This window comes from Anaerococcus sp. AGMB09787 (genome assembly GCF_022808955.1).
Lineage (GTDB): Bacteria > Bacillota > Clostridia > Tissierellales > Peptoniphilaceae > Anaerococcus.
Map to the genome: position 1 here is coordinate 33,721 of NZ_JAKZEY010000001.1, position 26,015 is coordinate 59,735.

26 protein-coding genes and 1 other annotated feature are annotated in these 26,015 nt (G+C 38.1%); of the genes, 14 read left to right on the top strand and 12 right to left on the bottom strand.

Annotated elements, in window-relative coordinates; translation table 11 throughout:
* Positions 1–14 precede the first annotated feature (14 nt).
* From trxA to ftsH, 4 genes are all read left to right on the top strand, one after another.
* On the top strand, positions 15–323 hold the full coding sequence (trxA, locus tag MUN42_RS00175) for a thioredoxin (protein WP_243342251.1): 309 nt from the start codon (positions 15–17) through the stop codon (positions 321–323).
* A complete protein-coding gene (locus MUN42_RS00180; protein WP_243342252.1) occupies positions 320–1,183 on the top strand; it encodes an NAD(P)/FAD-dependent oxidoreductase in 864 nt (287 codons plus the stop codon). Before trxA ends, MUN42_RS00180 begins: the two co-directional genes overlap by 4 nt.
* Before the next feature lie 176 nt (positions 1,184–1,359).
* Entirely contained in the window at positions 1,360–1,833 is a 474-nt protein-coding gene (locus tag MUN42_RS00185) for a MarR family transcriptional regulator (protein ID WP_243342253.1), read from the top strand.
* Positions 1,834–3,822 carry an ATP-dependent zinc metalloprotease FtsH gene (gene ftsH / locus MUN42_RS00190; protein ID WP_243342254.1) on the top strand — a complete coding sequence of 663 codons (1,989 nt, stop codon included), beginning with the start codon at positions 1,834–1,836 and terminating at the stop codon, positions 3,820–3,822.
* A gap of 59 nt (positions 3,823–3,881) precedes the next feature.
* On the opposite strand, the gene MUN42_RS00195 is transcribed toward ftsH, so the two are convergent.
* Genes MUN42_RS00195 through larE form a run of 7 tightly spaced genes read right to left on the bottom strand, consistent with a single transcriptional unit; the run spans position 3,882 to position 9,533 of the window.
* Positions 3,882–4,595 (bottom strand): ABC transporter ATP-binding protein, encoded by a 714-nt coding sequence (locus MUN42_RS00195; protein ID WP_243342255.1) that lies wholly within the window; start codon positions 4,593–4,595, stop codon positions 3,882–3,884.
* Positions 4,588–5,547 carry an iron ABC transporter permease gene (locus tag MUN42_RS00200; RefSeq protein ID WP_243342256.1) on the bottom strand — a complete coding sequence of 320 codons (960 nt, stop codon included), beginning with the start codon at positions 5,545–5,547 and terminating at the stop codon, positions 4,588–4,590. Before MUN42_RS00200 ends, MUN42_RS00195 begins: the two co-directional genes overlap by 8 nt.
* The gene (locus tag MUN42_RS00205; RefSeq protein ID WP_243342257.1) at positions 5,540–6,679 is read right to left on the bottom strand and encodes an ABC transporter substrate-binding protein; all 1,140 of its coding nucleotides are present in this window, start codon (positions 6,677–6,679) and stop codon (positions 5,540–5,542) included. Before MUN42_RS00205 ends, MUN42_RS00200 begins: the two co-directional genes overlap by 8 nt.
* On the bottom strand, positions 6,660–7,094 hold the full coding sequence (larC, locus tag MUN42_RS09760; RefSeq protein ID WP_279323769.1) for a nickel insertion protein: 435 nt from the start codon (positions 7,092–7,094) through the stop codon (positions 6,660–6,662). Before larC ends, MUN42_RS00205 begins: the two co-directional genes overlap by 20 nt.
* Before the next feature lie 2 nt (positions 7,095–7,096).
* Positions 7,097–7,936 (bottom strand): LarC family nickel insertion protein, encoded by an 840-nt coding sequence (locus MUN42_RS09765; RefSeq protein WP_279323770.1) that lies wholly within the window; start codon positions 7,934–7,936, stop codon positions 7,097–7,099.
* Positions 7,936–8,682 (bottom strand): nickel pincer cofactor biosynthesis protein LarB, encoded by a 747-nt coding sequence (gene larB, locus MUN42_RS00215; RefSeq protein ID WP_243342258.1) that lies wholly within the window; start codon positions 8,680–8,682, stop codon positions 7,936–7,938. Before larB ends, MUN42_RS09765 begins: the two co-directional genes overlap by 1 nt.
* Positions 8,679–9,533, bottom strand: coding sequence for an ATP-dependent sacrificial sulfur transferase LarE (gene larE / locus MUN42_RS00220; protein ID WP_243342259.1), 855 nt, complete (start codon positions 9,531–9,533; stop codon positions 8,679–8,681). The genes larB and larE overlap by 4 nt, the downstream gene beginning before the upstream one ends.
* Before the next feature lie 199 nt (positions 9,534–9,732).
* On the opposite strand from larE, the gene MUN42_RS00225 reads away from it, so the two are divergent.
* The 6 genes from MUN42_RS00225 to MUN42_RS00250 all read left to right on the top strand — a co-directional run bounded on the left by MUN42_RS00225 (position 9,733) and on the right by MUN42_RS00250 (position 16,364).
* Complete coding sequence (locus MUN42_RS00225) at positions 9,733–10,155, top strand: DUF3842 family protein (RefSeq protein WP_243342260.1); 423 nt, start codon at positions 9,733–9,735, stop codon at positions 10,153–10,155.
* Positions 10,156–10,286: 131 nt separating this feature from the next.
* Positions 10,287–11,270: a signal peptide peptidase SppA gene (gene sppA / locus MUN42_RS00230; RefSeq protein ID WP_243342261.1), complete on the top strand. Its 984-nt coding sequence runs from the start codon at positions 10,287–10,289 to the stop codon at positions 11,268–11,270.
* A complete protein-coding gene (locus MUN42_RS00235; RefSeq protein WP_243342262.1) occupies positions 11,263–11,742 on the top strand; it encodes an RDD family protein in 480 nt (159 codons plus the stop codon). The genes sppA and MUN42_RS00235 overlap by 8 nt, the downstream gene beginning before the upstream one ends.
* 199 nt (positions 11,743–11,941) lie before the next feature.
* The gene (locus MUN42_RS00240; protein ID WP_243342263.1) at positions 11,942–14,470 is read left to right on the top strand and encodes a ribonucleoside-diphosphate reductase subunit alpha; all 2,529 of its coding nucleotides are present in this window, start codon (positions 11,942–11,944) and stop codon (positions 14,468–14,470) included.
* 270 nt (positions 14,471–14,740) lie between these two features.
* Positions 14,741–15,088, top strand: coding sequence for a hypothetical protein (locus MUN42_RS00245; protein ID WP_243342264.1), 348 nt, complete (start codon positions 14,741–14,743; stop codon positions 15,086–15,088).
* A gap of 217 nt (positions 15,089–15,305) precedes the next feature.
* Positions 15,306–16,364, top strand: a complete 1,059-nt coding sequence (locus tag MUN42_RS00250) for a ribonucleotide-diphosphate reductase subunit beta (protein WP_243342265.1) — start codon at positions 15,306–15,308, stop codon at positions 16,362–16,364.
* 59 nt (positions 16,365–16,423) lie between these two features.
* Here MUN42_RS00250 and MUN42_RS00255 read toward each other — a convergent pair whose 3' ends face one another.
* Positions 16,424–16,705, bottom strand: coding sequence for a hypothetical protein (locus MUN42_RS00255; RefSeq protein ID WP_243342266.1), 282 nt, complete (start codon positions 16,703–16,705; stop codon positions 16,424–16,426).
* 146 nt (positions 16,706–16,851) lie between these two features.
* Between MUN42_RS00255 and MUN42_RS00260 the strand changes: the two genes are divergently transcribed.
* The 4 genes from MUN42_RS00260 (at position 16,852) to MUN42_RS00275 (ending at position 22,317) form a co-directional block, all read left to right on the top strand.
* Positions 16,852–17,385, top strand: a complete 534-nt coding sequence (locus tag MUN42_RS00260; RefSeq protein ID WP_243342267.1) for a DUF1836 domain-containing protein — start codon at positions 16,852–16,854, stop codon at positions 17,383–17,385.
* Positions 17,378–18,229, top strand: a complete 852-nt coding sequence (locus tag MUN42_RS00265) for a DegV family protein (RefSeq protein WP_243342268.1) — start codon at positions 17,378–17,380, stop codon at positions 18,227–18,229. Before MUN42_RS00260 ends, MUN42_RS00265 begins: the two co-directional genes overlap by 8 nt.
* Before the next feature lie 109 nt (positions 18,230–18,338).
* Positions 18,339–18,571 (top strand) — a binding site (T-box leader).
* A 50-nt stretch (positions 18,572–18,621) separates the two neighbouring features.
* Positions 18,622–19,557 carry a homoserine dehydrogenase gene (locus MUN42_RS00270; RefSeq protein WP_243342269.1) on the top strand — a complete coding sequence of 312 codons (936 nt, stop codon included), beginning with the start codon at positions 18,622–18,624 and terminating at the stop codon, positions 19,555–19,557.
* Between the two features lie 252 nt (positions 19,558–19,809).
* Complete coding sequence (locus MUN42_RS00275) at positions 19,810–22,317, top strand: alkaline phosphatase family protein (protein ID WP_243342453.1); 2,508 nt, start codon at positions 19,810–19,812, stop codon at positions 22,315–22,317.
* A 48-nt stretch (positions 22,318–22,365) separates the two neighbouring features.
* Here the strand turns inward: MUN42_RS00275 and MUN42_RS00280 are convergent, their stop codons facing one another.
* The 4 genes from MUN42_RS00280 to nadA are packed head-to-tail and all read right to left on the bottom strand — an operon-like array spanning position 22,366 to position 25,880.
* Positions 22,366–22,884 carry a transcription repressor NadR gene (locus tag MUN42_RS00280; protein ID WP_243342270.1) on the bottom strand — a complete coding sequence of 173 codons (519 nt, stop codon included), beginning with the start codon at positions 22,882–22,884 and terminating at the stop codon, positions 22,366–22,368.
* 2 nt (positions 22,885–22,886) lie between these two features.
* On the bottom strand, positions 22,887–23,741 hold the full coding sequence (gene nadC, locus MUN42_RS00285) for a carboxylating nicotinate-nucleotide diphosphorylase (protein ID WP_243342271.1): 855 nt from the start codon (positions 23,739–23,741) through the stop codon (positions 22,887–22,889).
* Positions 23,713–24,981 (bottom strand): L-aspartate oxidase, encoded by a 1,269-nt coding sequence (locus MUN42_RS00290; RefSeq protein WP_243342272.1) that lies wholly within the window; start codon positions 24,979–24,981, stop codon positions 23,713–23,715. The genes nadC and MUN42_RS00290 overlap by 29 nt, the downstream gene beginning before the upstream one ends.
* Positions 24,978–25,880 (bottom strand): quinolinate synthase NadA, encoded by a 903-nt coding sequence (nadA, locus tag MUN42_RS00295; RefSeq protein WP_243342273.1) that lies wholly within the window; start codon positions 25,878–25,880, stop codon positions 24,978–24,980. Before nadA ends, MUN42_RS00290 begins: the two co-directional genes overlap by 4 nt.
* Positions 25,881–26,015 lie beyond the last annotated feature (135 nt).

Consider the following 26,015-nt stretch of genomic DNA (forward strand, 5'->3'; position numbering starts at 1 on the left):
AATGAGGAGATATAATGGAAAAATTAAATTCAAATGACTTTAGAAAAAACGTTGAAAGTGGAGAAGGCCTATGCTTGGTAGATTTTTCAGCTACTTGGTGTGGTCCATGTAAGATGCAAGCTCCAGTACTTGAAGAGCTTGAAGCAGAAAAAGGATACACAATCTACTCAGTAGATGTTGACGAATCAAATGATATAGCCGGTCAATACAATGTAAATGCAGTTCCTTCATTAATGATCTTTGAAAATGGTAGACTAAAGGATACCCTAGTAGGTTTCCATTCAAAAGAAGCTTTAATTGAAGCGATGGAAAAGTATAAATGAGATATGATTTAGCAGTAATCGGCGCAGGTCCTGCAGGGCTTAGCGCCGCTTTAAATGCAAGCATTAGAAATAAATCAGTAATAGTCTTTGGCAAGGCTCCAGACTCCCTAGTTAAGTCTAACTCAATTAAAAACTACCTAGGCTTTCCTGATGTAAAGGGCTTAGACCTATACAATAGCTTTAAAAAGACCCTAGAACCATATGAAATCGAATATATCGAAGAAAGGGTCCAAACAGTCTATGCCATGGGATCCTACTTTGCTCTAGAGATGAAAGATGGAGAAATGATAGAAAGCTCTGCAGTGGTAGTAGCATCTGGGATAGATCTTGGTAAGGACCTAGAAAATGAAGAAAAATTCTTTGCCAAGGGAGTTAACTACTGCGCAACCTGTGATGCAGCCTTATATAGGGGAAAGGATGTAGTAGTTATAGGCTATAACGAAGAAAGTGTCGAAGAAGCCAACTTCACAGCAGAGATAGTAGGAAGCTTAACATATGTTAATATGTACAAGGAAGGCATAAGCCTCAATGAAAAAATAAAAGTAATCGAGGGTGAAAAACCAATTGGCTTTGAGGGAGATGACAAGGCTAATACCCTAACCTTTAAGTCAGGAAAACAAATCAAGGCCGAAGGATTCTTTATAATAAGAGATTCATCCAAACCTCAAAGACTCTTGCCATCAGTCAAGCTAAAAGATGAGCATATAGCTATAGATGATTTGATGCAAACCAATATAAAGGGTCTCTTTGCCTGTGGAGATATAGTAGGTAAGCCTTATCAAATAATGAAGGCAGTAGGTCAAGGTCAGGTGGCAGGCCTCGAAGCGAGCAAATATATAACAAGCTTAAAAAATAAATAGAACTTTCTAGAGAAATATTTATAAATATTGTGATTTTTTAAAAAAATATAGTAAAATATATAAATCAATAAGATAAACAAGGATGAAAATTAAAGTTAAAATATAAATTGTTTATATTGAAAAAAATCTACTTATTTGTAAAATAATATTAGACACCAATATTTCTAGGAGGAAGTATGAAAGAGAACAATAACGAATTTTTTGAATATAACAATTCTATCTTCTCAATGATTAGAGAAATTTCCCATAAAATTGACTTGTTACTTCAAGATACGGCAAATGAATTAAAACTAACACCTTTACAACTAAAGATGATTATAATTCTCTATGCCAACAAGAACAAGGAAGTTTCCATAGGTAACCTAGGTAAGGCTATAGGCATTACTGGAGGCAACATATCTAATATATGTAAGAGACTTGAGAAGCAAGGATTTGTAAAAAGAAAAAGAAGTGAAGAAGACGAGAGAGTAGTAAACGTTGTTTTAACTGAAGAGGGAGATAGGGCTGCCAAGATGGTCAATGATTACTTTACTAGACTAGGCAAGGAACTCCCTGATAAAGATGTAAATGTAAATCTAAAGACAATTGTAAAAGAACTAGGAGCGCTAGACATACTACTTGACAAGTATATTTCTAGGAGTGGTTTATAGATGAACAAAGGAAATCAAGGCAAGAAACCCCTATTATATTACTGGTTGATTGCCATTATTATATTTATAGTAATACACTTTGCTCTAAGTCCTATAGCAGGAGGAGAAGTCTCTAAGGAAGTAAGTTACAGTCAATTTGTTGATATGATAGAAAATGACCAAGTAACTGAAGTATCAAGAGATGAACAGCAATATACCTTCAAAGCCAAGGTAGATAATGAAGAGAAAGTATTTACAACAGGCTTGTGGTTTGATAGTGACATCACAGATAGACTTCTTGAGGCAAAGCAAAGAAACGACAAATTAATATTTAGCCAAGAGATAAAAACAAGGATGAACCCTTACCTATCACTCTTTATCTCATCTATCTTGCCTTTACTTTTGATTTGGGTAATCTTCTACTTCGCATCAAGGTCGCTCACAAAGACCATGGGTGGCAGAGGTGGAGCCGACTTCATGAACTTCGGAAAATCCAATGCAAAAGTCTATGTAGAAAACAAAACAGGCAAGACCTTTAAGGATGTAGCCGGTCAAGAGGAAGCCAAGGATAGCTTAAACGAAGTAGTAGACTTCCTCCATAGCCCAGGCAAGTATAAAGAAATAGGAGCTAAGGTACCGAAGGGAATCCTCCTAATTGGACCTCCAGGAACTGGTAAGACCCTACTAGCCAAGGCAGTAGCAGGAGAAGCCAAAGTTCCATTCTTCTCAATATCAGGTTCAGAATTTGTTGAGATGTTCGTAGGTATGGGAGCAAGCAAGGTTCGTGACCTATTCAAACAAGCCAAAGAAAAAGCCCCATGTATAGTATTCATTGACGAAATTGATGCTATAGGTAAAAAACGTGACGTCTCAGGATATTCAGGAAATGATGAGAGGGAACAAACCCTAAACCAACTCCTAAACGAAATGGACGGATTTGATGCGACAGAAGGAGTAGTCCTATTAGCAGCAACCAACAGACCAGAAATCCTAGACCCAGCACTAACAAGGCCAGGGCGTTTCGATAGGAGAGTAGAAGTTGAACTACCTGACCTAAAAGGTCGTGAAGACATCCTAAAAGTTCACGCCAAAAACATAAAACGTGAAGAGGACATTGACTACAACGAAATAGCCAAGAGAACAGCAGGAACATCAGGTGCCGACCTTGCAAACATAGTAAACGAAGGTGCCTTGAGAGCTGTAAGAGAAAATCGTAATAAGCTAACCCAAGCAGACCTAGAAGAATCAATCGAAACAGTAATTGCAGGTCAACAAAAGAAAAATGCTGTAATAAGCGATGATCAAAAGAGAATCATAGCCTACCACGAAGTAGGCCACGCCCTAGTAGCAGCAATTCAAACCCAAAAAACCCCTGTAACAAAAATCACCATAGTACCAAGAACTGGTGGCGCCCTTGGTTACACAATGACAGTAGACAAGGACGAAAAATATATAATGACCAAGCAAGAACTATTTGATGAAATAGTAACATTTACAGGTGGTAGGTCAGCAGAAGAGCTAATCTTCAATACCAAGACAACTGGAGCTTCAAACGATATAGAAAGAGCTACAGCCCTTGCTCGTAACATGGTAACAATCTATGGTATGGATGAAGACTTCGACTTCATGCAACTAGAACAAATCGAAGGAAGATACCTAGGTGGCCAAAGAAGAAGCATAGTAAGCGATGGAACAGGCAACAAGGTTGACCAAAAAGTTGCCCAAATCATATCTAAGGCCCACATGAGAGCAATCGAGATCCTCAAGGAAAACATAGACAAACTTCACGAAATATCAGACTTCTTACTAAAAGAAGAAACAATAACAGGTGAAGAATTTATGGAGATCCTAAACAGGGGAAAAGAAGATCCAATCATAGATGATAACGACAACGACGAAGAAATAAAGCCAATAGGCGAAGATGAAATAGTAAACAAAAGAGATATCCCACCAGTAGACGATAGTCCAACTGATCTGGGAGAAAATATAAGTAAGACCCAAGCTAGATAAAGGCTTGGGTTTTTCTATGGGTTTATTAAGAAATTTTCAATTTATAAGTCTTGATATCCTTATTTGAAGTAGATCATACGCATTTCATCGACGTCCTTGATAGTCGTGTCCATTTCGAAGACTTCTTTGAAGGTTTTTTGGGTGAGGACTTCCTTGGAGCAACCTTCCTTGTATATTTTTTTGTCATTTATTAAAAGGATATGGTCGGCGAAGTGTTCTATGAGGCCGATTTGGTGGAGGCTTATGAGGGTTGTAAGCCTTAGGTCCTTGGAGAGGTCTCTTATTATTTTCATAATATCGTATTGGTTTTTGAGGTCTAGGGCTGATACTGGCTCATCTAGGAGGAGGACCTCAGGGTTTTTGATGAGGGCCTGACCTATAAAGACCTTTTGGACCTCGCCACCGCTTAGTTTATCTATGGACTTATCTCTAAAAGCATGTAGGTCTAAGAGGTCTAGGATTTTCTCGACATCTTCTTTGTCTTCCTTGCTAATTCTCAATGACAGGTCCTCTACCTTGCCAAGCAAGATAGTTTCATAGACAGAAAATCTTATCTTGGTCTTTATATTTTGGTTTAGGTAGGAGATCCTTGGGGAAGAGGTGATTTTCCCATCATAGGACTTAAGGCCTGCTAGGGCATTTAGGATGGTGGACTTGCCAGAGCCATTTCTTCCCATAAGGACATTTATCTTGGATGCTTCTAGGTCAAAGGATATATCATCTATTACATTTTTATCTTCATAGGATATGGTTAAATGCTCTGCCTTAATCATATTTCCTCCTTAGTAAAAAGATAAATATCAAAGGAAGGCCTAAAAGGGATGAGATGATTCCTATAGGTAAGATGGATCCTGGTCTTAGGGCCTTTGATAGAAGGGAGGATATTGTAAGAAGTATCCCACCAAGGATAGCTGCTCCTCCTAGATAGTACCTCTGATCTTCTCCAAAGGTCTTTCTTGCTAGGTGGGGAGCAATAATTCCTATAAAGCCGATGACCCCTGCAAAGGATACGGAAAGGGCACTAAGGACTGAGACTATTATGAAGGATTTAATCTTGAGGGTCTTTACGTCAACTCCTAAGGCCTTGGCCCTCTCTTCACCAAACCTAAGGGCTGTTAGCCTATGGCTATCCTTAAAGACTAGGATAAAGGCGAGTATTAGAACAAGTCCTAGGAGGATAATTTGCTCCCACTTGGTGTTAGATACTGATCCAAAGAGCCAAAATACTATAGAAGATAAGGTTTCATCTGTGGATAGGTATTGGCTAAGGCTAGTTAGGGAATCAAAGAAAAATTTGACCGCAATACCAGCAAGGATCATGGAAGAAGTTTGGGCAAAGCTCTTTTTTGAGAAAAAGTATACAAAGGCTATGGCGATTAGGGCAAAGCTTAGGGCTGCGAAGGGGATAATGGTAAGGGAAAATCCCAATAGCAAAAATAGGGCTGCCCCAAAGCCTGCAGCAGAGCTTACCCCCAGGGTAAAGGGACTAGCTAGGGGGTTATCTAATATAGTCTGCATGATAGCCCCACTAAGGCCCAAGATCATCCCCACGATAAGGCTTGTAGCCATTTCTGGTAGTCTTATATTAAAGAGGATGGTCCTTTGGAGGTCGCTAAGGGCTAGGATATCAGATATCCTAAGATCACTTGCCCCCACAAAGAGGTCCCAAAACCCTATAAGGATAGTTATAATAACTAGGCTTAAGATCTTTTTATTCTTACTCATAGGATGCAAACCATGTTCCCTCAAGCTCTATTGGCATAAAGAGGTCATAGAATTCTTTGAGGTCAGCCTCAGGGTCTAGGTCCTTGAAGGCTTCTGGGTCAAAGATCTTGGCAAGTCTCTCGTAGGAATAGAAGTCGCTCATATCCCTTGCCATATTATGACATAGGGCATAGATTTTTTTGTTTTGGATAGCAGATAGCTTATCCCAGCCAGTCCTAGTCATGTATTTTGAGAGTTTATCCCTAATTTCATTATCGCTTACATCAAAGCCCATATGGAGGCTATCTTCCCTATCTAGCCAGGATGATCCAGTTATAACTATGATATCAGGGTCCTTGCTTAGGACAAATTCCTCAGCTACAGGGCTTGCCTCTTCATCTCCAAGAACATCACCTGCTATATTGTAGCCTCCTGCATCGTTAACCATCTTACCCCACATTTTTTCATTGCCGTAGGAATTGTCATAGGCAAGCTCACCACTATAACCAAGTTCTATGTAGACAGAAGGCTTATCTTCCTTATCTTTTATAGTATTTCTTACTAGGTCTGTCTTTTCCTTGTAGAAAGAAATTAACTTTTCTAGGTTTTTATCAAGACCTGTTGCCTTGGCTATGATTTCTGTTGACTTTATGTGATCATCAAAGTCTTGGTTATGATAGTTGATATAAATTATTGGTATATCGATCTTATCTTCTATGGAATCAAGCTGAGCCTTATAGGATACAGGGGCTATGATGCCATCAGCTCCTATGGATAAGATGTCTTCAACTGAGAAGTCATTATCAGCAAAGTCTGCTACTCTTTTTATCTTTTCAAGTTCTGGGATTTTCTCTACTAGCCTGGTATATAAATCGTTCCTATTAATCTTAAGTCCATCATCCATAGCAGCAAGCTTGGTATGGAAGTTATCCTTGTCTAGGTAAAGCATGGTCATAAGGGGACCACCTGAGCCTGACCCTTGGACTATGATATTTTCTAGGGGCTTATCTAGGCTAATCTTGCGGCCGAGGATATCTTCGATTTCGATTGAGCCTTGGGCATCTTCACTTTCTTTGTTGGTAGTAGATGAGCAAGATGTTATTATAAAGACAACAGCTAGCAGTAAAAATAATTTATTCAGATTTTTTTTCATACTCTTCTCCATATATTTTATCTAATTTTTTGAAGGCTTCTTTTATTGAAATATTGTCAGTTTTGGCGAGGTCTAGGGCTGATTGGTATTCTGGGTAGACGTAGGTTTTATCCTTGTGGAAGACCATCTTGTAGGTTAAGCTTATATCCTTGTAGTCAATATTTACAAAGTCTCTCTCTAGGATATCCCTAGACACTTCAAACTTTCTAATCCCTATGCTTGTAGAGTTTTCGAAGATTATATCTTCAATAGTTTCGAGATTTTCTCTATCGCATAGGACAGAAAGCTTGTAGGCAGGGCGGTTTTTCTTCATATAGATAGGGGTATAGTAAACATCCCTAGCATAGTCCATAAGCTTATCCATAAGATAGCCTAGGAGCTCTCCACTACTATCATCTATATTTGTTTCAGCCAAGATTAGGCTTTTTTTTTACCCTTAACTTCCATAACTCTCAAGATATTGGTAGACTTTTCAAAGTCCTTGTTACCTGCTCCAAGTCCTATCCTACCTATAGAAAATTCTCCTAGGGTATCTCCCTTATTGAAGTACTTAACAAGGGCCATGCCTGTTGGTGTAATGTGTTCACCATATTCGTCTATGATGGATAGGCTAAGGTCGCTATCTCTAAGGATATTGGCAACTGCTGGTACAGGGACAGGCATATAGCCATGGGCACATTTTTGGAGGCCTACGCCCTCATAGAGCTTGGAGAAATAAATATTCTCAACGCCTAGGTCTTCTAGGAGGACACAGGTACCCACTATATCGATTATGGAGTCGACTGCCCCTATCTCGTGGAAATGGACTTCGTCCTTAGCTATACCATGGGCCTTGGATTCGGCTTCGGCTATGATATCAAAGATTCCCAAGGCATCGGTCTTGACCCTATCTGATAGGGAGGCAGAATTGATGATATTTTCTATGTCCTTGATATTCCTGTGGACATGGTTATGGTGGTGGTCGTGATGATGGTCATGGATGTGTTCGTGGTCATGGTGGTCTTCATGACTATGTTCATGGTCATGGTGGTGATGGTGTTGATGAGAATGCTCATGGTCTTCTCCCTCTAGGATAACATCAAAGTTATAGGCATCGATGCCATTTTTCTTGACCCTATCAAAGACTAGCCTGTAGCCGTCTATCCCCAAGGCCCCTATGGCTTCTTCTAAGACTTCCTTAGATGCTCCTAGGTCAAGTAAGGCTCCTATAGTCATATCTCCTGCAATTCCTGAATACATTTCAAAATATAAGTCCATTATTTCTCCTCTATAAGTTTATTTATTTGGCAGGCAGCATAGGCTGCTCCGTAGCCATTGTCGATATTTACAACTGATATTCCTTCGGCACAAGTTGAAAGCATGGTCAAAAGGGCGCTTACCCCCTTAAAGGATGCCCCATAGCCAACGGAAGTTGGAACGGCTATGATTGGCTTATTGACAAGTCCTGCTATGACAGTACCTAGGGCGCCCTCCATGCCGGCTATGGCTATTATGACATTGGCCTTTCTTATTTCATCGATTTTGTTAATGAGCCTATGGAGGCCAGAGACACCAACATCATAGTGCCTATCGACCCTTGCTCCAAAAAATTCTGCTGTTATGGCAGCTTCTTCTGCTACAAAGAGGTCTGCAGTCCCCCCTGTGCAGATGGCAATCCTTCCTATTTGCTCCCTTTCTTCAAAGTCTAGGGAGATAATCCTTGCGACCTTGTTGTAGGTAACCTGGTCAATCTCTTTTTTTACTAGCTTATATTGCTCTTCGCTGCACCTGGTTCCTATTACGCTTTGCCTTCTCTCGTAGAAGGCTTTAAAGATTTCAATTAGAGCAAAGTCTTCCTTTCCCTGGCAGAAGATGGTCTCAGGAAATCCCCTCCTATCCTTCCTTTGGAAGTCAAGCTTGGCTATATCAATATCCTTAAAGTTAAAGTCCTTGAGGTAGGCTAATCCCTCATCTATGGACATGATTCCGGCCTTTATTTTTTCTAAAAATTCTCTATCTTTCATTGGGCCAACCATGGGTTAAGTTCAACCTTATCCTTATCTTCTAGGACTTCATCCATTGACCCTGACCTGTAGCCTTCTAGGTCAAGGTTTATATAGGTAAAGCCAAGGTCTTTTAGCCCCCTAGTGATGGTGTCGAGATTTTCCATAACTATAGGGAAGTCCTTCCTTTCGACTTCGATCCTTGTATTATCTCCATATAGCCTAATCCTTACGTTCTTGATGCCTAGATCCTTAATAAGGGCCTCCCCCTTATCTATAGCATCGAGCATCTGGGTGTTGATTCTACTATTGTAGGGAAATCTTGTTGCAAGGCAGGGAGATGATGGTCTCTTGTAGACTGATATGCCTAGTTCTTTGGCATAGTCCCTTACCATTTCTTTACTAAAGCCCGCTTCCTTCAAGAGGGAAACTACGCCCTTGTCGTGGAGGGCCTTGAGTCCTGGTCTAAAGACCTTGTAGTCATCTAGGTTTGACCCATCAAGGACATACCTATAGCCTAGCTTATCCTTTAGCTTGAAGGCCTCTTCAAAGAGGAAGCTCTTACAATGGTAGCACCTGTCTATGGGATTATTGAGGATAGCCTCATTATCAAAGACAGATATATCTGCCTCATAGAGTTTAACCTTCATTTCCCTAGCGAGGTTTTGGGCATTTTCTAGGTCCCCATTTGGACTTGTCTCTGTCTTATAGATTATAGCGACAATATCGTTTTCGTCTTTCCTATACAAGCTTGCAAGTTTTAGAATTAGAGATGAGTCGACTCCACCAGAGAAGGCAAGGACAGCTCCCCCCTCCAGGTGATCTCTTACAAGCTGGTTTAATTTTTCTTTCTTACTTTCGTAATCTTCCATATTTACCCTTTCTAATATAAACAAAATAAAAGGGCTTGCTAAAATCCATTAGCTCCATTACATAGATCTAATGATTTACTTTAACAAACCTTCATGATTTTTTACTAAATTTTACAGCTTCATGCTTATTTTATAATAGCACAAAAAAAATTTATGGTCAATAAAATTATGTGTTAGAATAGTAACTAAGGAGATGGATATGAATATAGTAGTTGTAGATGGCCAAGGGGGATCAATCGGTGCCTCTTTGGTAGAAAAAATTAAAAATAGAAATAAGAGTGTTAAGGTCTGTGGCTTGGGTGTTAATTACTTTGCCAGCAAGGCCATGAAAAGATCTGGGGCAGATATAACAGCCACAGGGGAAAATGCCATAAAGGTCAATGCCAAAGACTGTGACTTTATCCTAGGGACCACAGGAATAATGATAGCAAATTCTCTCCAAGGGGAGATTAGCCCAAAGATTGCCAAGGCCTTAGCCAAGTCAGATGCCACAAAAATTTTGATTCCCTTTGATTGTTCCAACACAATCATCATAGGAAGCTCGGATAAGAGCCTAGAAGAAAACATAGACAGGGCTGTGGATAAACTCTTTGAACAAATGGCAAATAAAAAAGCCTTATAATAAGGCCCTATGTAAATAGCCCCCAAAAGGAGCTATACATAAACAATGTATCTCAGTGTTAACGATACTTGTAATGCATAATTATTGTACTTAAATATCAGAAAATTTCAATTTAGAAGAAAGTAGGACTTATGGAAAACAAAGGAAAAAAATTGATAGCTTTAGCCATTACTGTCCTTGTAGTAATGGTGGCGGCCTTTAGCAAGGATATAGTAGCGAAAGAAGAAATAAAAGAAAACAAATACCTAGATCAAATGATGGATATGTCCCTTATGAGGCAAGAAGTTCTCCAAGGATCTAACCAAAATCAAAAGATACAAATCGTAGAAGTAAATGGCCTAATCCAATCAGGCTATACTAATGACTTGATAGTCAAAGACCTAAAGGATGCAAAAGAAGATGAGAGTGTAAAAGGGGTTATCCTCAAGGTAAATTCACCAGGTGGCTCTGTCTACGCATCAGAGAAAATAGCAAATCAAGTAAAAAAGCTAAAAAATGCTGGCAAGCCAATCTATACAGTTATGGAAGAGTTTGCAGCTAGTGGGGGCTACTACATATCAGCTCCAACAGATAAAATCTATGCATCAAATGAAACCTGGACTGGATCAATCGGTGTAATAATATCTACCTATTCATTTGGTGGACTTTTTGAAAAATATGGCATCAAGGAGCAAAATATAACCTCAGGATCCCTAAAGGATGCCGGAAGCTCAGGCCATGATATGAGGGAAGATGAGAAAAAATACTACCAAGGCCTAGTTGATAGTGCTTACGAAAGATTTGTAGACCTAGTAGCAGATGGAAGGAAGATGAGCAAGAGAGATATCAGGAAACTTGCCGATGGTAGGGTCTATGATGGGGCCCAAGCCTTAAAAAACGGTCTAATAGATGAGATAGGAGATTTGGATAAGGCCATAGGAGCTATGACAAGCGACTTAAAATTAGAAGATCCCCTAGTTATCAAAAACCAAGGTAGCGCTGGACTCTTTGGCTCTATCTTTTCTAAAATATCCGATTTGAAAAACTCTTCCAAGTCAGATCTTCAGATCTTAAATGAGATGGTCAAGGACAATGAGCCTAGGCCAATGTATCTAATGGGAGGCTACCATGAGTGAGCTTAATACCTATGAGAATAAAGTTAAGGAAAGGGACTACAAATTTGCTTATGGAGGATTTTTCCTTAGGCTCATAGCCTATTTGATAGATATCTTGGTAATAGCTTCTATTTTCCAAATAGTAAGTGCTATGGTCTATATCGATCCAGACCTAAACTTTTTTGGCATTCCTATAAGGGCCTTGGTGAAGCTTGGTATAACTTTGCTTTACTTCTTTCTAATGACCTATATCACCAAAGGGAGGACTCTAGGAAAATTTATCCTGGGTCTTAGAGTAATATCTCTTACATCTGATAGGCTAAGCCTATCTCAAATTTTCCTAAGGGAAGTCTGTGGGAGGTTTGTCCAAGACAAGATCAAAATCCTCTACCTCTTTGTAGGAATTTCTCCCAAGAAGCAAAGCGTCTTTGATATGCTCCTAGATACGACAGTGGTCAAAGAAAATATTTTTAAGGCCTTGTATGAAAAATAAAATCAAAAAATATTTCTAAAAATCGCCCTGATTTGCTAAAATAAGCTCTTTAGGGTGGTTTTTCTTTTTCTTTTAAAAACCACAATATATGGTATGATAATAAGCGTAGCAATTAAAAAAATACTATATATTGTATTATCAAAGATTATTAATAGTGAAGATTATTAAGATAGATTTATAAATTATCAAGGGAGGCCTTATGGAAATTATTAAGAGAGATGGGAAGAAAGTAGAATTTGAAAGGTCCAAGATTGAAGTAGCCATAGCAAAGGCCTTCAACTCAGTTGGATCCATGATTAGTAAAGAAGACCTAGAAGAAATATCAGCTAAGATAGTAGAGACTATCAAGAATAAGTATCCAGCAGAACACGTGGTTACAGTAGAAGAAGTCCAAGACCTAGTCGAGCTGACCCTCATTGATGAGAAATACTATAGGGAAGTCAAATCCTATATCCTCTATCGAGCCAAGCACAATATGGATAGGAAGGTCATAGGGGACTTTGCTGAATACATTACCGACAAAAAAATTATTGATCTTATATCCAAGATCCAAGACGAATTTGACAACCAAAGATACCCAATAGAATCTCTCTTCTTTAAATTTGAGTCCTTTCTAAAGCAAAATATGAATGAGGAAGACACCCTAGAGGCTCTAGTTAGGGCAGCAAGCGAGCTAACTAGCAAGGAAGCTCCTGATTGGGAGATAATTGCAGCTAGGTTTATGATGTATGAGATTAATAGGGAAATCGAGGCCAATGAGCAAAGGTATGACCTGGTAGATTTTAAGTCAAAGATTAAGTTCTTGACAGAAAAAAACCTCTACGGTCCTTATATCCTAGACAATTATTCAAGCGAAGATATAGATGAGCTTGAAAAATATATGGACTTTACTAGGGATGATATCTTTACCTACTCAGGCTTAGATTTAGTTAGGAAGAGATACCTTATCAAAAACCATAGGGGAGATATATTGGAGAGAGTCCAAGAGATGTTTATGGGCATAGCCATGCACCTAGCCATACCAGAAAAGGACAGGGTGGCCTTTGCCAAGAGAGTCTACGACATCCTATCAACCCTTAGGGCAACCATGGCAACCCCAACCATGACCAATGCCAGAAAGCCTTACAACCAACTATCTTCTTGCTTTGTGGACACAGTTCCAGACACCCTCAAGGGAATTTACAGGTCCATAACTAACTTCGCAGAAGTATCCAAGCATGGTGGAGGCATGGGCCTATACTTTGGTAAGGTCAGAGCCAATGGATCAGATATAAGGGGCTTTGAAGGAGTGGCAGGTGGAGTTATCCGTTGGATAAGACTTGCTAACGACACAGCAGTAGCAGTAGATCAACTTGGAGTTAGACAAGGGGCAGTGGCAGTCTACCTTGATATATGGCATAAGGATATACCAGAGTTCTTGACATTAAGAACCAATAACGGTGATGATAGGATGAAGGCCCACGATGTATTTCCAGCGATATGCGTACCAGACCTCTTTTGGAAACTATGTAGAGATGATATAAATGCTGATTGGCATATGTTTGATCCCCATGAAGTTGTCAAAAAATATGGAAGAGCCCTAGAAGATACCTATGGAGAAGAATTCGAAGACTTCTACAAGAAGCTAGTAGAAGATAGGGAAATCTCAAGAAGGGTGATGAAGGTAAAGGATCTAGTAAGACTTATTATAAAGTCCCTAACAGAAACGGGAACACCTTTTGTCTTCAATAGAGATATAGTAAATAGGATGAACCCTAACAAGCACAAGGGAATCATCTATTCATCAAACCTCTGCACAGAAATTGCCCAAAACATGAGTCCTTCTGAAACCATCTCTACAGAGATAGTAGATGAAAATGGGGATAAGGTAATAGTAAATAAAACCAAGCCTGGGGACTTCGTTGAGTGTAACTTAGCAAGTATAACCCTAGGAAAGGTCGATGTAAACAATGAGGCAGAGCTTGAAGAAACAGTCAGAACCATAGTAAGGGCCCTAGACAACGTAATTGACCTCAACTACTACCCAACCCCTTATGCACAAGTAACCAACAAAAAATACAGGGCAATTGGCCTTGGTACTAGTGGCTACCACCACATGCTAGTACAAAATGACATCAGATGGCAAGACGAAGAAGCCCATAGCAAATTTGTAGACAGGGTCTATGAGGACATAAACTACTACGCCATCAAAGAATCTGTACAAATCGCCAAGGAAAAAGGATCCTACGACTACTTTGAAGGATCTGATTGGCAAAGCGGAGCCTACTTCGACCTAAGGGACTACAAGTCAGAGAGGTGGAATAAACTAAGAGAAGAGATCAAAGAAGCTGGCCTAAGAAATGGCTACCTAATGGCCATAGCCCCAACCGGATCCACATCAATCATATCAGGCACCAGTGCTGGAGTAGACCCTATCATGAATAGGTACTTCATAGAAGAAAAGAAGGGCGCCATAGTACCAAGAGTTGCACCAGGCCTTACAACCAAGACCTTCTGGCTCTACGAAAATGCCCACGACATTGACCAAAACATCTCAATGAGAATGGCAGGAGTAAGGCAAAGGCACATAGACCAAGCCCAAAGCGTCAATATCTATATAACAACCAACTTCACCATGAGACAACTACTAAACATCTATATAACAGCTTGGGAATCAGGAGTTAAATCCATCTACTATGTAAGAGGAAAATCACTAGAAGTCAAAGAATGCGACTCCTGCGCAAGCTAAAAGAGAGGCTGATCACGAGAGTGGTCGGTTTTTTCTTTAATAAATTTTAGGATAACTTCTCTAGTTTCATAATATAAGATATAAATCATCTAAATAGAAATTATTATCTCAATAGGAAAATGAATAACTAAGTTAATAAATTATTGACTTTTTTTCGAGGAATGATAAAGTGAAGGTACAAAGAAATCGTTCTTATATATGGTGAGTTAATAGATAATTTATGTATTAGTATATGAAACTTCTCGCACAGGATAGGTTAAGGAGGTCATAATGAAGTTATATTCAACTGGGTTAATGGGGATTCTTGCAAGTGTAATTTCGCTTGTAGCAGGTATTCAGATAAATGAAAAATTCAATATTACAAACCCTTATGTATTTTGGATAGGACAGATAGTATTTCCTATAATTTTTATTGGAGCGCTCCTATATGCTTTATCTTCTTGGGATAAGAAATCAAATTTTCCTAAAATGAGGCTTTACCAGTCAATTATTATATTTATATTGATGTATGCTATTGCCTTTATTGGGTCTAAGTATTCTCTTATCCTAATACTAATGGTTGGCATAACAGAAAATTACTTTACTAGGAAAAGAGCTAATTTAATAATAACCAAGTAAGAAACTTTAGTATCTAATACTTGGATTTGTAATTTTTCTAGGCTGATAAAAATTAATAAGAAGACCAAGTCATCAAGTGCAAGTAATAGTCAAGTTTGCTTGGTATTGATGATTTTTTATTATGTAAGGATAAGTAAATTCGTATAAAGAAATGCTACACTCCTAGATGATATTTTTTATTGTGATATAATAGAAATATATAACACAAGGAGGGCTTATGGAAAATAGTAAAAAGACAAGAGTTAAGAAACGTGGAATTTTCAATGAAAATGGAGATATCAATCTCGCTGATAGAAAAATTATCCAAGGTAATACTACCAACCTCAACGACTTTAATAATATAAAATATACATGGACATCAGACTGGTATAGGCAGGCGATGAATAATTTTTGGATACCTGAAGAGATTAATTTGAATCAAGACATCAAAGATTATAGGAAATTGGACCAATATGAAAAAGATGCCTATGATAGGATATTATCTTTCCTAACCTACCTAGATAGTATCCAGACAGCCAATCTACCTAACCTACAATCCTATATTACAGCAAATGAAATCAACCTTTGCTTATCAATCCAAACCTACCAAGAATCAATCCATTCCCAATCATATTCTTATATCTTAGATACAATTTGTTCCCCTGAGGAAAGGACTAGGATCTTGTACCTTTGGAAGGAAGATGACCACCTCCTAAAGAGAAATAAGTTTATAGGAGAGATATACAATGATTTCCTAGAAAAAAATGACGAATTTAACTTTATGAAGGTCCTAATAGCTAATTATATCCTAGAAGGTATCTACTTCTATTCAGGATTTTCCTTCTTCTACAACCTAGGAAGAAATGGCAAGATGCCTGGTACTGTCCAAGAAATTCGCTATATAAATAGGGATGAGAACACCCACCTCTGGCTCTTTAGGTCCCTAATAAATGACCTCAAGAATGAAAGGGAAGACCTCTTTACAGATGACCTTATGGAATATTATAGGGATATGCTAAAGGAGGGAGTTGAGCAAGAGATAGCCTGGGGCAAGTATGCTATTGGCAATAATATTTCAGGACTCAATGAAAAAATGATTGAGGATTATATCAAATACCTAGGTAACCTTAGGGCGACAGGACTTGGACTAAGGCCACTCTATGATGGCTATAAGGAGATACCAGAGTCTATGAAGTGGGTAGATGAGTATTCAGACCCTAACCAAGTAAAGACAGACTTCTTCGAGGCTAAGGTAACAGCTTATTCTAAATCATCTATTATAGAAGATGACCTATAAAATAATAAAAGATAAAACATGAACAGGGTTTAGTAATTGACCTAGTTCATGTTTTTTTATTAGCTAAAAATCATAGCTACAAGCAAGAGAGCAAAGGCTAGGGTAAAGAAGAGGCCTGTTGATGCAAAGGAGATTTCAGCCATCTTGCTACCATCTACCCTAGCAAAGGACTTGCCATTTAATAAATAGTAAACCAGGCTTTCGTATAGGGCAAGCCCAGTCATTACAAGGATAATGAAAGATATTTTGATTGGGCCCTTAATCAGGACTTGAGAACCAATAGCAAATAAACCAATCAAGATATCGATTAAGTACAAATAAAGGATAGAGTATTTTTTCATGGTTGCCTCCTTTTTATCTTTAGACTCTAATATATATATAATCAAGTAATTAGATAAATATCCTTGATGGAGGGTATTAGATTAAAGAATTACATAATTTATCCATAATTTTATTATATAGTTATAATAACTATATAGGAGATTTTATGAAGGAATTAAGTGAAATTTTAGAATTTAAATGCCCTTATTGGGAGGACTTGCCTGATGAGGGCCTTATGAGTAGGGAGGTTGTGGAATATATAAACGATACTCTGGAGCCAATTTTTTTGGACAGCGGGGTCATAACACCTACCATGATTCAAAATTATTCTAAGTGGAAGCTTCTTCCTGAGATTAAGGGAAGGAAGTACGACAGGGTCCGTATAGCCATGCTCATAGTGATAAGTGTCTACAAGAATATCCTAGATATAAACGGGGTAAAGGCAGGGATTAATCTTCAATTAAAGATAATGAGTATTGATAAGTCCTATAACATCTTTGCAGAGTCCCTAAACAAGGCCATCGAGAGAACCTTTGAGGGCAGCCTCGAGGAGAAGTTTACTTTAAGGCAAATCACTATGGAAAATTATGAAACTGGGGTAGACCTAGTTGCTCACGCCTTTGCCTTTAAACTAATGGCCAAGCTTATATTAAAATACGGAGGATACCTGACCCTAAAGGAGGAAGATCAAGATGAATAAGGTAGCAATAGTCGCTGATACTAGCCATGATATGACTTTTGAGATGGCAGAGAAATATAATATAGAGCTAATCCCCTACAAGCTTCATATGGGGGATAAGGAATACAAGGACCAAGTTGATATATCTTCTAGGGACTTTTATAAGAGGATGGAGGAAGAGGACTTTCTAAAAACATCAATCCCATCTGTAAATGACCTCAAGGAAGTCTTAGATAGGCTAGAAGAAGAGGGATACACAGATGCTATTATATTAACTGCATCAGATAAGGTAACTGGCATGTATAATATGTCTTCCATGCTAGGGAAGGATTATGACAAGATGAGAGTCCATGTTATAAATACTGACCAAATAGCATCACCTCTTGCCATCCTCGATATATACGCAAGTGAGCTTAGGGATAAGGGTATGAGTGCCTATGAGATAGTAAAGGAGATTAAGAGGGTCTTGCCTCAAATAAGTGTCTTTGCCCTCTTTAGAACCCTAAAATATGTTATCAAGGGAGGAAGGTTTAATAAGTATGCCGGTATGTTTGGCATGCTCCTTGGTATAAAACCCCTCCTAGCCCTCCAAAATGGCGAAGTTACTGTAATGGAGAAGACTAGAGGGGATAAGAAGAGCCTCCAAGCCCTAGTAGATGCCGTTGTAGAAAAAATAGGGACAGCAAAGAGGTATAGGATGTCAATTTTTTCCGGTAATAATGACAAGGAGCTTAAGCTTTTAAAGAAGATGCTTAAGGAAAAAATTCAAAATGCCGAGTTTTATATAGAAACAGAACTAACCCCAGTTCTTGGAGTCCACGCTGGACCTAGGTCAATTGGAGCTAGTGTAATAATTTTGGATTAGGGGAATAATTATTAGGTGATTTTATAAATTATAGCTTGTGGATAAAGGAAGAGCTGATAATTTTCTTACAAGTCTTGACTTTATTTGAAGCATAGAATAAGATATTAGAGATATTAAATGCAAAAAGAAGAGTAGTTTATCGAATCGATTAAAGAGAGCTTAGTTGTGGTGAGATAAGTAGAGATTTTATAAATGAAGATGGCCTTTTGATTGTTGGTTGCCGAATAATTAAGTAACCAGGGGTATGCCCCTTATAGCAGAAGCTATTGGTAGATAGCTAGTGAGTCTATTAGTGTGAGCTAGTAGAAAATTAAGGTGGTAACACGAGTCTTCGTCCTTATGGCGGGGGCTCTTTTTATTTTGAGATTAAAAGATAGAAAGAGGAGGAACAAATGATAAATGTTGCTTTGATAGGATATGGTACTGTTAACTCAGGCTTTAGAGAGATATTTGAAGAGAAGAGAGCCGAAATAGAAGAAGCTGTAGATGATCAGATAAAGATTAAGAAGATTGTAGTCAAGCACCCAGAAAAACATGAGGATATTAAAAACCTACTGGTAGATAGGATAGAGGATATCATAGATGATGAGGAAATCGACCTGGTCATAGAGGCTACAGGTGAAGTAGGGCCTATAGAAGAAGATATAAAGAAATTATTGGAGAAAAAGAATCTCATAACATCAAATAAGGCCCTGGTATCTAAAAATTTTGAAGAATTTGAAGCCATAGCCAAAAAATACAAGAGGAAGTTTAGGTTCGATGCAGCAGTAGGGGGAGCTGTCCCTACTATAGAAAACCTCTACACTATAAGAACCCTCAATGATGTAAAGAGAGTAAGTGGGATTTTTAATGGGTCCTGTAACTTTGTCCTATCCAAGATGGAAGAAGGGATAGATTTTGATACGGCAGTCAAAGAAGCTCAAAAACTTGGCTTTGCAGAACTTGATCCATCAAATGATATAGATGGACTCGATTCAATGAGAAAGCTTAGACTTGCTGCGAGCATCCTTTTTAATAAACCTATAAAAGAAGAAAATATAGACCTGGAAGGAATAAGAAAGATTACTAACGAGGACATAGAAGAAGCCAAGGCTAATAAGCAAAGATACAAATTAATAGCCTATGGAGATGATGAGGGAACCTATAGGGTAAGACCAGAACTTGTCGATATAGACTCAAATTTTGGCAAGATAAAAGATAACGAAAATATCTTCCAAATAGAAACTTCCAATGCCAAGATCCTAACCTTTATAGGTCCTGGAGCAGGCAAGAGGGAAACAGGCTTTGCCATATTAAACGACTTTTTAAATATCTATAGGATAAGATAGTAAAAATTTAATTAGAATATCGAATTATCCGTGACCTACTCATATGTCGGCTCACGGTTTTTCTTTGGAAAAATAATTAAAAATGATTTAAAATATAAAAACTCCATTTACATTTTTAGCTAATAATGTATAATTCTTATGTGAATTTTACATAGATTTTACATGGTCTATTTAATAATTTAACATAGTTAGGAGGTGTCTAAAGTTAAAAGTAAAAGAAATATTAGAATCTTTTCACTTGTAATATCTTTGGTGGTTGTACTTTTTTTACAAGCCTTCATAAAGAATTTTTCCTTTAAGGTTATTACAAATGGTGAGATTACTATTGAAGAAAATTCATTGAATAGTGTTAATTCAGATAAATTTAAGATTAATTCGATAAAGATTGGTAATGAACTCGTTAAATTAGATGAGGCAGACATCAAGGGATGGGAGATGGCAGATAATGATAGTGGCTACCCTATCGAAACACTTGATGGTAGTGAGGAGAATTATATAAAATTTAAGCCTCCTTTTAAGCTCTTATTCCAAAAAATGACTCTTGATTTTGAAACAGGTCCCAAGTATTCAGAGGGGACTATCAGGTACCTAGATAACCATGTAACTACCATGTATGCCAATGATATAGATAAGGAGTCCTATGTTGATATATATTATCCAGGATATTTATCTGTTGGCATCCAAGTTCTTTTGGCTATCCTTGCTGTGATATTTTTTGGAGAGTTTCTATATAGGGTTATCGATAAGTTTATAAACCAAGGCTTTGACAAGGAGATGATTTTTGGCCTAGTCAAGGATTATAGCCTTAATTTTATAATCCTAGGGGTGGGGCTTTTTGTTATGTTTATAATCAAGAAAATGCTCTTGAAGGATGGATGGTTTACTATTTTTGATACTCCCTACACCTTCAATGACATTATAGCCCTCCTAGGCATGGTATTTTTGGCATCCCTAGGCCTTAAGAATATCTATAAGAATAAAAGAAAAGCGAGAACTTTATCCCTTGTAAACTGGTTTTTATTTATAATAAATCCCCTAGTAAGTTTCTATATCCTAGAAGCAGCCTACAATCCTAATTTTCAAGAAATAGAATGGGGATTTGTCCTAATTAATACCCTAATCCTATTGTTGATCCAGGTATTTTTGTATGTGATAGTAAGAAAGAAGAGGATAGTTATGTTTATCATCCTCCTCCTATCCATATCCTTTGGTATAGCCAATGACTTCCTATATATATTGAGGGATTCGCCACTTATCCCAGCCTTCCTAGGTTCACTAGGGGTTGCGGCAGATGTGGCAAAGGGAACGGTCTTGAATGTAAACCCAAGCTCCATTGAGGCCTTTGCCTATGCTATTATATGGATCTTGGTAATCCTATCAGTCAAGGAAGATAAGGTAAATCTTAAGCTAAAGACCTATGCCAAGCAAGTAGGAGGATCCCTAGTGGCCTTTACCCTTATCTTTGTCTTAAGTGTTAGTTACTTTATAAAACAAAGTGATGTTGGAGTTAGCTTATGGAGACCATCAAGGACTTACTATGTTGAGGGGGCAGTATATAGCTTTTATAGGATATTGGCCAAGCAAATCTTAACTGCTCCAGACGGCTACGACAAGGACGAAGTAGAAGAAACCCTCGAAGCCTACTACAACAAGGAAGTAGCGACCAAAGAAGGACCAAAACCAAATATAATTATGATCCAATCAGAAGCCTTGGCAGATTACTATGGCAAGGGCAATATAAAAATGAACAGAGACCCCATAGAATTCCAAAGGTCCCTTAGCGAAAATACCATTCAAGGTAATACCTATGTGTCAGTCTTAGGTGGAGGAACAGTAAACTCAGAATATGAGGCACTAACCTCTATACCTCTAACCTTCTTCCCACTAGGAGCCTATCCTTTCCAACAATATGTCAAGGAAGGCCACACATCTATAGGTAGGGTTTTGCAAGATCAGGGCTATGAAACCTTTATAACCCACCCTAACAAGCCTACCAACTACTCAAGGCAAGAGGCTTGGCCTAACCTAGGTTTCAATAACTTGGCCTTTATGCCAGACTATGACCAAACTAGGAAGAACTTTACAGGCCATGACTATTTGAAGGACTCTGTGGTATATGACTTCATTAAGGAAAAATATCAAAACAAGGGCGATAGACCTCTATTTTCCTATATAGTAACCATGCAAAACCATGGAGGCTACTTTACTAATGCCAAGGGAGCCTTAAAAATCGAGAATGATACCAAGGGAGATGACAAGGGGGCAAATGACTATATAAACTTAGTCAAATCATCTGATGATGCCTTTAGGGACTTGGTAACTTTCTTTGAAAACTATGATGAGCCAACCATAATATGCATATTTGGAGACCACCAACCTCAAAACTATGCAGGCTTTATGGACCTCATAAAGTCTGGTGGAGATTATGATAATTCAGATATCTTCTATACCCCACTAACTATCTGGGCCAACTATGATATAGAAGAAGAAAGGGATGTAAATATATCCCTAAACTACCTAGCTCCTTACCTCCTTGAGAAGGCAGGAGGGGTAAAACTTTCAGCCTACCACAAATATGCCCTAGAGATGAAGGAGGACTACCCAATCCTTACAACTAAGCAAATCTATGACAAAAAGGGTAGGGAAGTGAGTGAAGATAGTGAATTTATGGAGAGAAATAAGAAGCTAAACTCACTAATCTATTATGAAATAAAACAGGGAGATATGGCATCAAAATACTTTGATCAAGCTTCCAAATAAATAAAAGCTCTGTGTCGGGGAGATTCCCTTGGACATAGAGCTTTCTTTTTAAGAAATTTCTTTGATTAGATAATTTTTTTGGGTCAATTCCTCTATTACTTCCTTTAAGATCTCTTCGTTTTGAGCCTTTAGGGTATGGAAGTGGTAGTCTGAGGTTAGTTTTTTGAGTGGGGAGCTTTCTCCACTTTCTAGTCTTTGCAAAAATTTCTTGATATCCCTCCTAGATTTTATCTTCAAATCAGCCCTTATCTTCCCGTAGATATTGTGGTAGACAAAGACATCGACTACCTCTGCACCCAGGTCTACAATAGTTTGAAGTTCTTCTTCTATTTCCTTATCTGAATGGTAGACCTGGATAACCTTATTGGGAAGGTCATCTTTTATAAGCTTATAGCCCCTGTTGGTAGATATTATATTATTCTCTTCTGCCTTGAGGACTGCTATGTCTTGGACTATAACCTGTCTTGATAGGGAAAAATGTTTTGCAAGGTCAGATCCACTTACAGGCTTGTCGGACTCTTCTAGGATTTTGAGGATTTCAGCCTGCCTTTTCTTTACCTTGCTCATACTTACACATACCTTAAATTCTTCATTGATATATCCAAGGGATTTGCCATATAAGTTATGGCACCACTTGATAGGAAATCTACATCAAGTCCCCTGTACCTGTCTATATTTTCCTTAGTAATATTGCCAGATATTTCGATTATGGCTTTATTGCCTATAATTTGGCAGGCTTTTTTTATAGTGTCTATATCCATATTATCAAGCATTATTATATCGGCCCCCTCATCAATAGCTTCTTTGACTTGGTCAAGGCTTTCGACTTCAATTTCGATTTTTTTGACGAAGGGTTTGTAGTCTCTTGCGTAGTGGATAGCATTTTTTATGCCACCACTTGCAGCTATATGGTTATCCTTTAGCATAATTAGGTCTGAGAGATTAAACCTATGGTTCTCTCCGCCTCCGATTTTGACTGCATATTTTTCGAAGATCCTCATATTGGGTGTTGTCTTTCTAGTGTCCAAGACTTTTATATTTGGATCATTTAGCTTTGCTATGGTTTGGTGAGTGTAGGTTGCAATCCCTGACATCCTTTGGAGGTAGTTTAGGGCAACTCTTTCACCTGATAATAGGGTAGATATATTCCCGTAGACTATAGCAACTTCGCTGCCTTTTTTTACAAAATCACCATCTTCGTATTTTTTGTCTATTCTAATATTTTCATCCAATAATTCAAAACAATAGTGGAAGATATCTATCCCACAGAGGATACCGTCTTCTTTCATAATAACTGATACTGCTGCATCCCTATCTTCCCTATAGATGGCCTTGGTGGAGATATCTTCTACTGGAATATCTTCTTTTAAGGCACTAATCAAATATTGGTTGACTTCATACTTGTGAAGTTTTGCTTTTCTCATCTTCTCTAATCCTCTCTTCTATATTTTTCTTAACCTTATCAAAGTCAATACTAGACCAGGCTAGATCATAGATCCTAGGGAAATCTATCTTGCTTATATTTATTGCCTTAGCACATCTCTTGCCAAAGACTACAGACTCTAACAAGGAATTACTAGCTAGCCTATTTTGTCCGTGGACTCCTGTACAGGCTACTTCACCTACTGCATAGAGGTTTTCTATATTGGTTCTTGCATCTAGGTCAACCCTTATACCACCCATGGTATAGTGGAAGGCAGGAACTATTGGAACTAGATCTCTTCTTGGATCATATCCAAGCTCCCTTAGATGGTTGGTAATATTTGGAAATCTCTCATCTATATCTAGTTTAATAGTAGAAAAGTCTATAAATTCATATTTGACCTTTTCCCTTTTCATCTCCTCAAGGATAGCACTGCTTACCACATCTCTTGGCCTAAGCTCATCAGTGAATCTTTCTTTCTTGTGATTAAGTAAGACAGCACCTTCTCCCCTGACTGATTCTGATATCAAAAACCTCCTATCGGAATTATCTTCGTAGAGGGCGGTTGGGTGGATTTGAATATAGGAGATATCTTTTAGGTCGATACCTTTGTCTATGGCAAGGCCCACCCCATCTCCACATATATGTCTAAAGTTTGTTGTATTTTCAAATAGTCCTCCCAAGCCACCACAAGCAAGGATGGTGAAGTTGGCATAGATATTAAAATTTGTCTTGTTACTTGCACTAACCCCGTATATCTTTCCATCTCTAATCAAGAGGTCATTACACCTGGTATCTTCTAAAATTTTTATATTTGGACGGATTTTTGCTTCAGCAATCAAGGCATCCATTATAAACTTACCCGTTTGGTCTTCGCAATACCTTATTCTATTTACTGAATGGGCTCCCTCCCTTGTTAAAAGGAGATTTCCTTGGGCGTCTCTTGAGAAAGGAACCCCATATTTTTCTAAGCTGGCTATGGCAGCTCTTGATTCGTCTACCAGGGTATCGACAGCAGACCTAGTATTCTTGTAGTGACCAGCCCTTAAGGTATCTTCTATATATCTTTCTCTATCAGTCTCATCGAGGAGGGCAGATATTCCTCCTTGGGCCAGGTAGGAGTTAGAATCTTCTAGGCGTTTTTTTGTTAGCAAAATAATTTTTTTACTTTGATCTATTTCTAAGGCACTTATTAGACCAGCGACACCACTGCCTATAATTATTACATCACTTTCCATCATTTACCTAACTCAAGCATCCTTTCTAAGGGCTTTAAGGCCTTTTGCCTCAAGTCCTCATCTATTTTTACTTCGTTGAAGGGATCATCCATACAAGTTAGGAGGTCTTCCTTCTTGTGCATATTCATATTAAGGCAAGTTAGCTTGTCTAGGAAATAGAAGGTCTTATCTGGATTTAGCCTCTCTAACTCATACCTAATAGCCTTGACAGTTACTACAATAAATTCATCTGCGCTAGACTTGGAAGCTTCGTTTATGATCCCCTTGGTTGAACCTATATAGTCGCTTAGGTCTAAGACCTCTCTTTTGCATTCTGGATGTGCCAAGACTTTTGCCCTAGGATGGAGGTCCTTTAGGGCTAGGAGATCTTCCTTACTTATTTGATTGTGCCTAGGACAAGCTCCTTTATTAAAAATAAAGTTCTTATCTGGAAGCTCCTCGCTAACATAAGCTCCTAGGTTCTTATCAGGTATAAAGAAAATATTCTTTTCCTTTAGTTTCTTACATATTTTAGCGGCGTTAGAAGAAGTTACACAAACATCTGATAGGGCCTTGGTTTCGATTGTAGAATTGACATAGGTTACTACAGCCAGGTCATCATACTTATTTCTCATATCTACAATATCTTTTTCATTGGCCATATGGGCCATAGGACAATCAGCTAGCCAATTTAGGTTGTAGACCTTCTTATCTGGATTTAATGTTTTTATAGTTTCTCCCATAAAGTAAACACCAGCCATGATAATTCTCTTGTTAGTTAGCTCCCTGCCCTTTTGGGCTAGATAAAAGGAATCACCAACATAGTCTGCTAGAGCTTGGATTTCTTCATCTACATAATAATGTGCAAGGATTGCCACATCTTTTTCTTTCTTTAAAGCATTTAATTTATCAGTAAAATTCATTATGTCCCCCTTTTTACTTAGTAAAAATGATAACACAAAATATTACATCTGACAAGACAATAAAAAATAGACCATAACCTCACTAAATTGACTATGATCTTAAATAATTGATAAATACTACAAGTCTGAGTGAAC

Bases quoted from the DNA above. Each gene is read 5' to 3' on its own strand.
- MUN42_RS00265 (WP_243342268.1), top strand. From the start codon at position 17,378: ATGAATAAGGTAGCAATAGTCGCTGATACTAGCCATGATATGACTTTT.
- MUN42_RS00245 (WP_243342264.1), top strand. From the start codon at position 14,741: ATGAAGTTATATTCAACTGGGTTAATGGGGATTCTTGCAAGTGTAATT.
- MUN42_RS00200 (WP_243342256.1), bottom strand. From the start codon at position 5,547: ATGAGTAAGAATAAAAAGATCTTAAGCCTAGTTATTATAACTATCCTT.
- MUN42_RS00185 (WP_243342253.1), top strand. From the start codon at position 1,360: ATGAAAGAGAACAATAACGAATTTTTTGAATATAACAATTCTATCTTC.
- nadA (WP_243342273.1), bottom strand. From the start codon at position 25,880: ATGAATTTTACTGATAAATTAAATGCTTTAAAGAAAGAAAAAGATGTG.
- nadC (WP_243342271.1), bottom strand. From the start codon at position 23,741: ATGAGAAAAGCAAAACTTCACAAGTATGAAGTCAACCAATATTTGATT.
- MUN42_RS00195 (WP_243342255.1), bottom strand. From the start codon at position 4,595: ATGATTAAGGCAGAGCATTTAACCATATCCTATGAAGATAAAAATGTA.
- ftsH (WP_243342254.1), top strand. From the start codon at position 1,834: ATGAACAAAGGAAATCAAGGCAAGAAACCCCTATTATATTACTGGTTG.
- larE (WP_243342259.1), bottom strand. From the start codon at position 9,533: ATGGAAGATTACGAAAGTAAGAAAGAAAAATTAAACCAGCTTGTAAGA.
- MUN42_RS00235 (WP_243342262.1), top strand. From the start codon at position 11,263: ATGAGTGAGCTTAATACCTATGAGAATAAAGTTAAGGAAAGGGACTAC.
- MUN42_RS00240 (WP_243342263.1), top strand. From the start codon at position 11,942: ATGGAAATTATTAAGAGAGATGGGAAGAAAGTAGAATTTGAAAGGTCC.
- MUN42_RS00280 (WP_243342270.1), bottom strand. From the start codon at position 22,884: ATGAGCAAGGTAAAGAAAAGGCAGGCTGAAATCCTCAAAATCCTAGAA.
- MUN42_RS00270 (WP_243342269.1), top strand. From the start codon at position 18,622: ATGATAAATGTTGCTTTGATAGGATATGGTACTGTTAACTCAGGCTTT.
- MUN42_RS00225 (WP_243342260.1), top strand. From the start codon at position 9,733: ATGAATATAGTAGTTGTAGATGGCCAAGGGGGATCAATCGGTGCCTCT.
- MUN42_RS00290 (WP_243342272.1), bottom strand. From the start codon at position 24,981: ATGATGGAAAGTGATGTAATAATTATAGGCAGTGGTGTCGCTGGTCTA.
- larB (WP_243342258.1), bottom strand. From the start codon at position 8,682: ATGAAAGATAGAGAATTTTTAGAAAAAATAAAGGCCGGAATCATGTCC.
- trxA (WP_243342251.1), top strand. From the start codon at position 15: ATGGAAAAATTAAATTCAAATGACTTTAGAAAAAACGTTGAAAGTGGA.
- MUN42_RS00260 (WP_243342267.1), top strand. From the start codon at position 16,852: ATGAAGGAATTAAGTGAAATTTTAGAATTTAAATGCCCTTATTGGGAG.
- MUN42_RS00255 (WP_243342266.1), bottom strand. From the start codon at position 16,705: ATGAAAAAATACTCTATCCTTTATTTGTACTTAATCGATATCTTGATT.
- MUN42_RS00180 (WP_243342252.1), top strand. From the start codon at position 320: ATGAGATATGATTTAGCAGTAATCGGCGCAGGTCCTGCAGGGCTTAGC.
- MUN42_RS00205 (WP_243342257.1), bottom strand. From the start codon at position 6,679: ATGAAAAAAAATCTGAATAAATTATTTTTACTGCTAGCTGTTGTCTTT.
- MUN42_RS00250 (WP_243342265.1), top strand. From the start codon at position 15,306: ATGGAAAATAGTAAAAAGACAAGAGTTAAGAAACGTGGAATTTTCAAT.
- sppA (WP_243342261.1), top strand. From the start codon at position 10,287: ATGGAAAACAAAGGAAAAAAATTGATAGCTTTAGCCATTACTGTCCTT.
- MUN42_RS09765 (WP_279323770.1), bottom strand. From the start codon at position 7,936: ATGGACTTATATTTTGAAATGTATTCAGGAATTGCAGGAGATATGACT.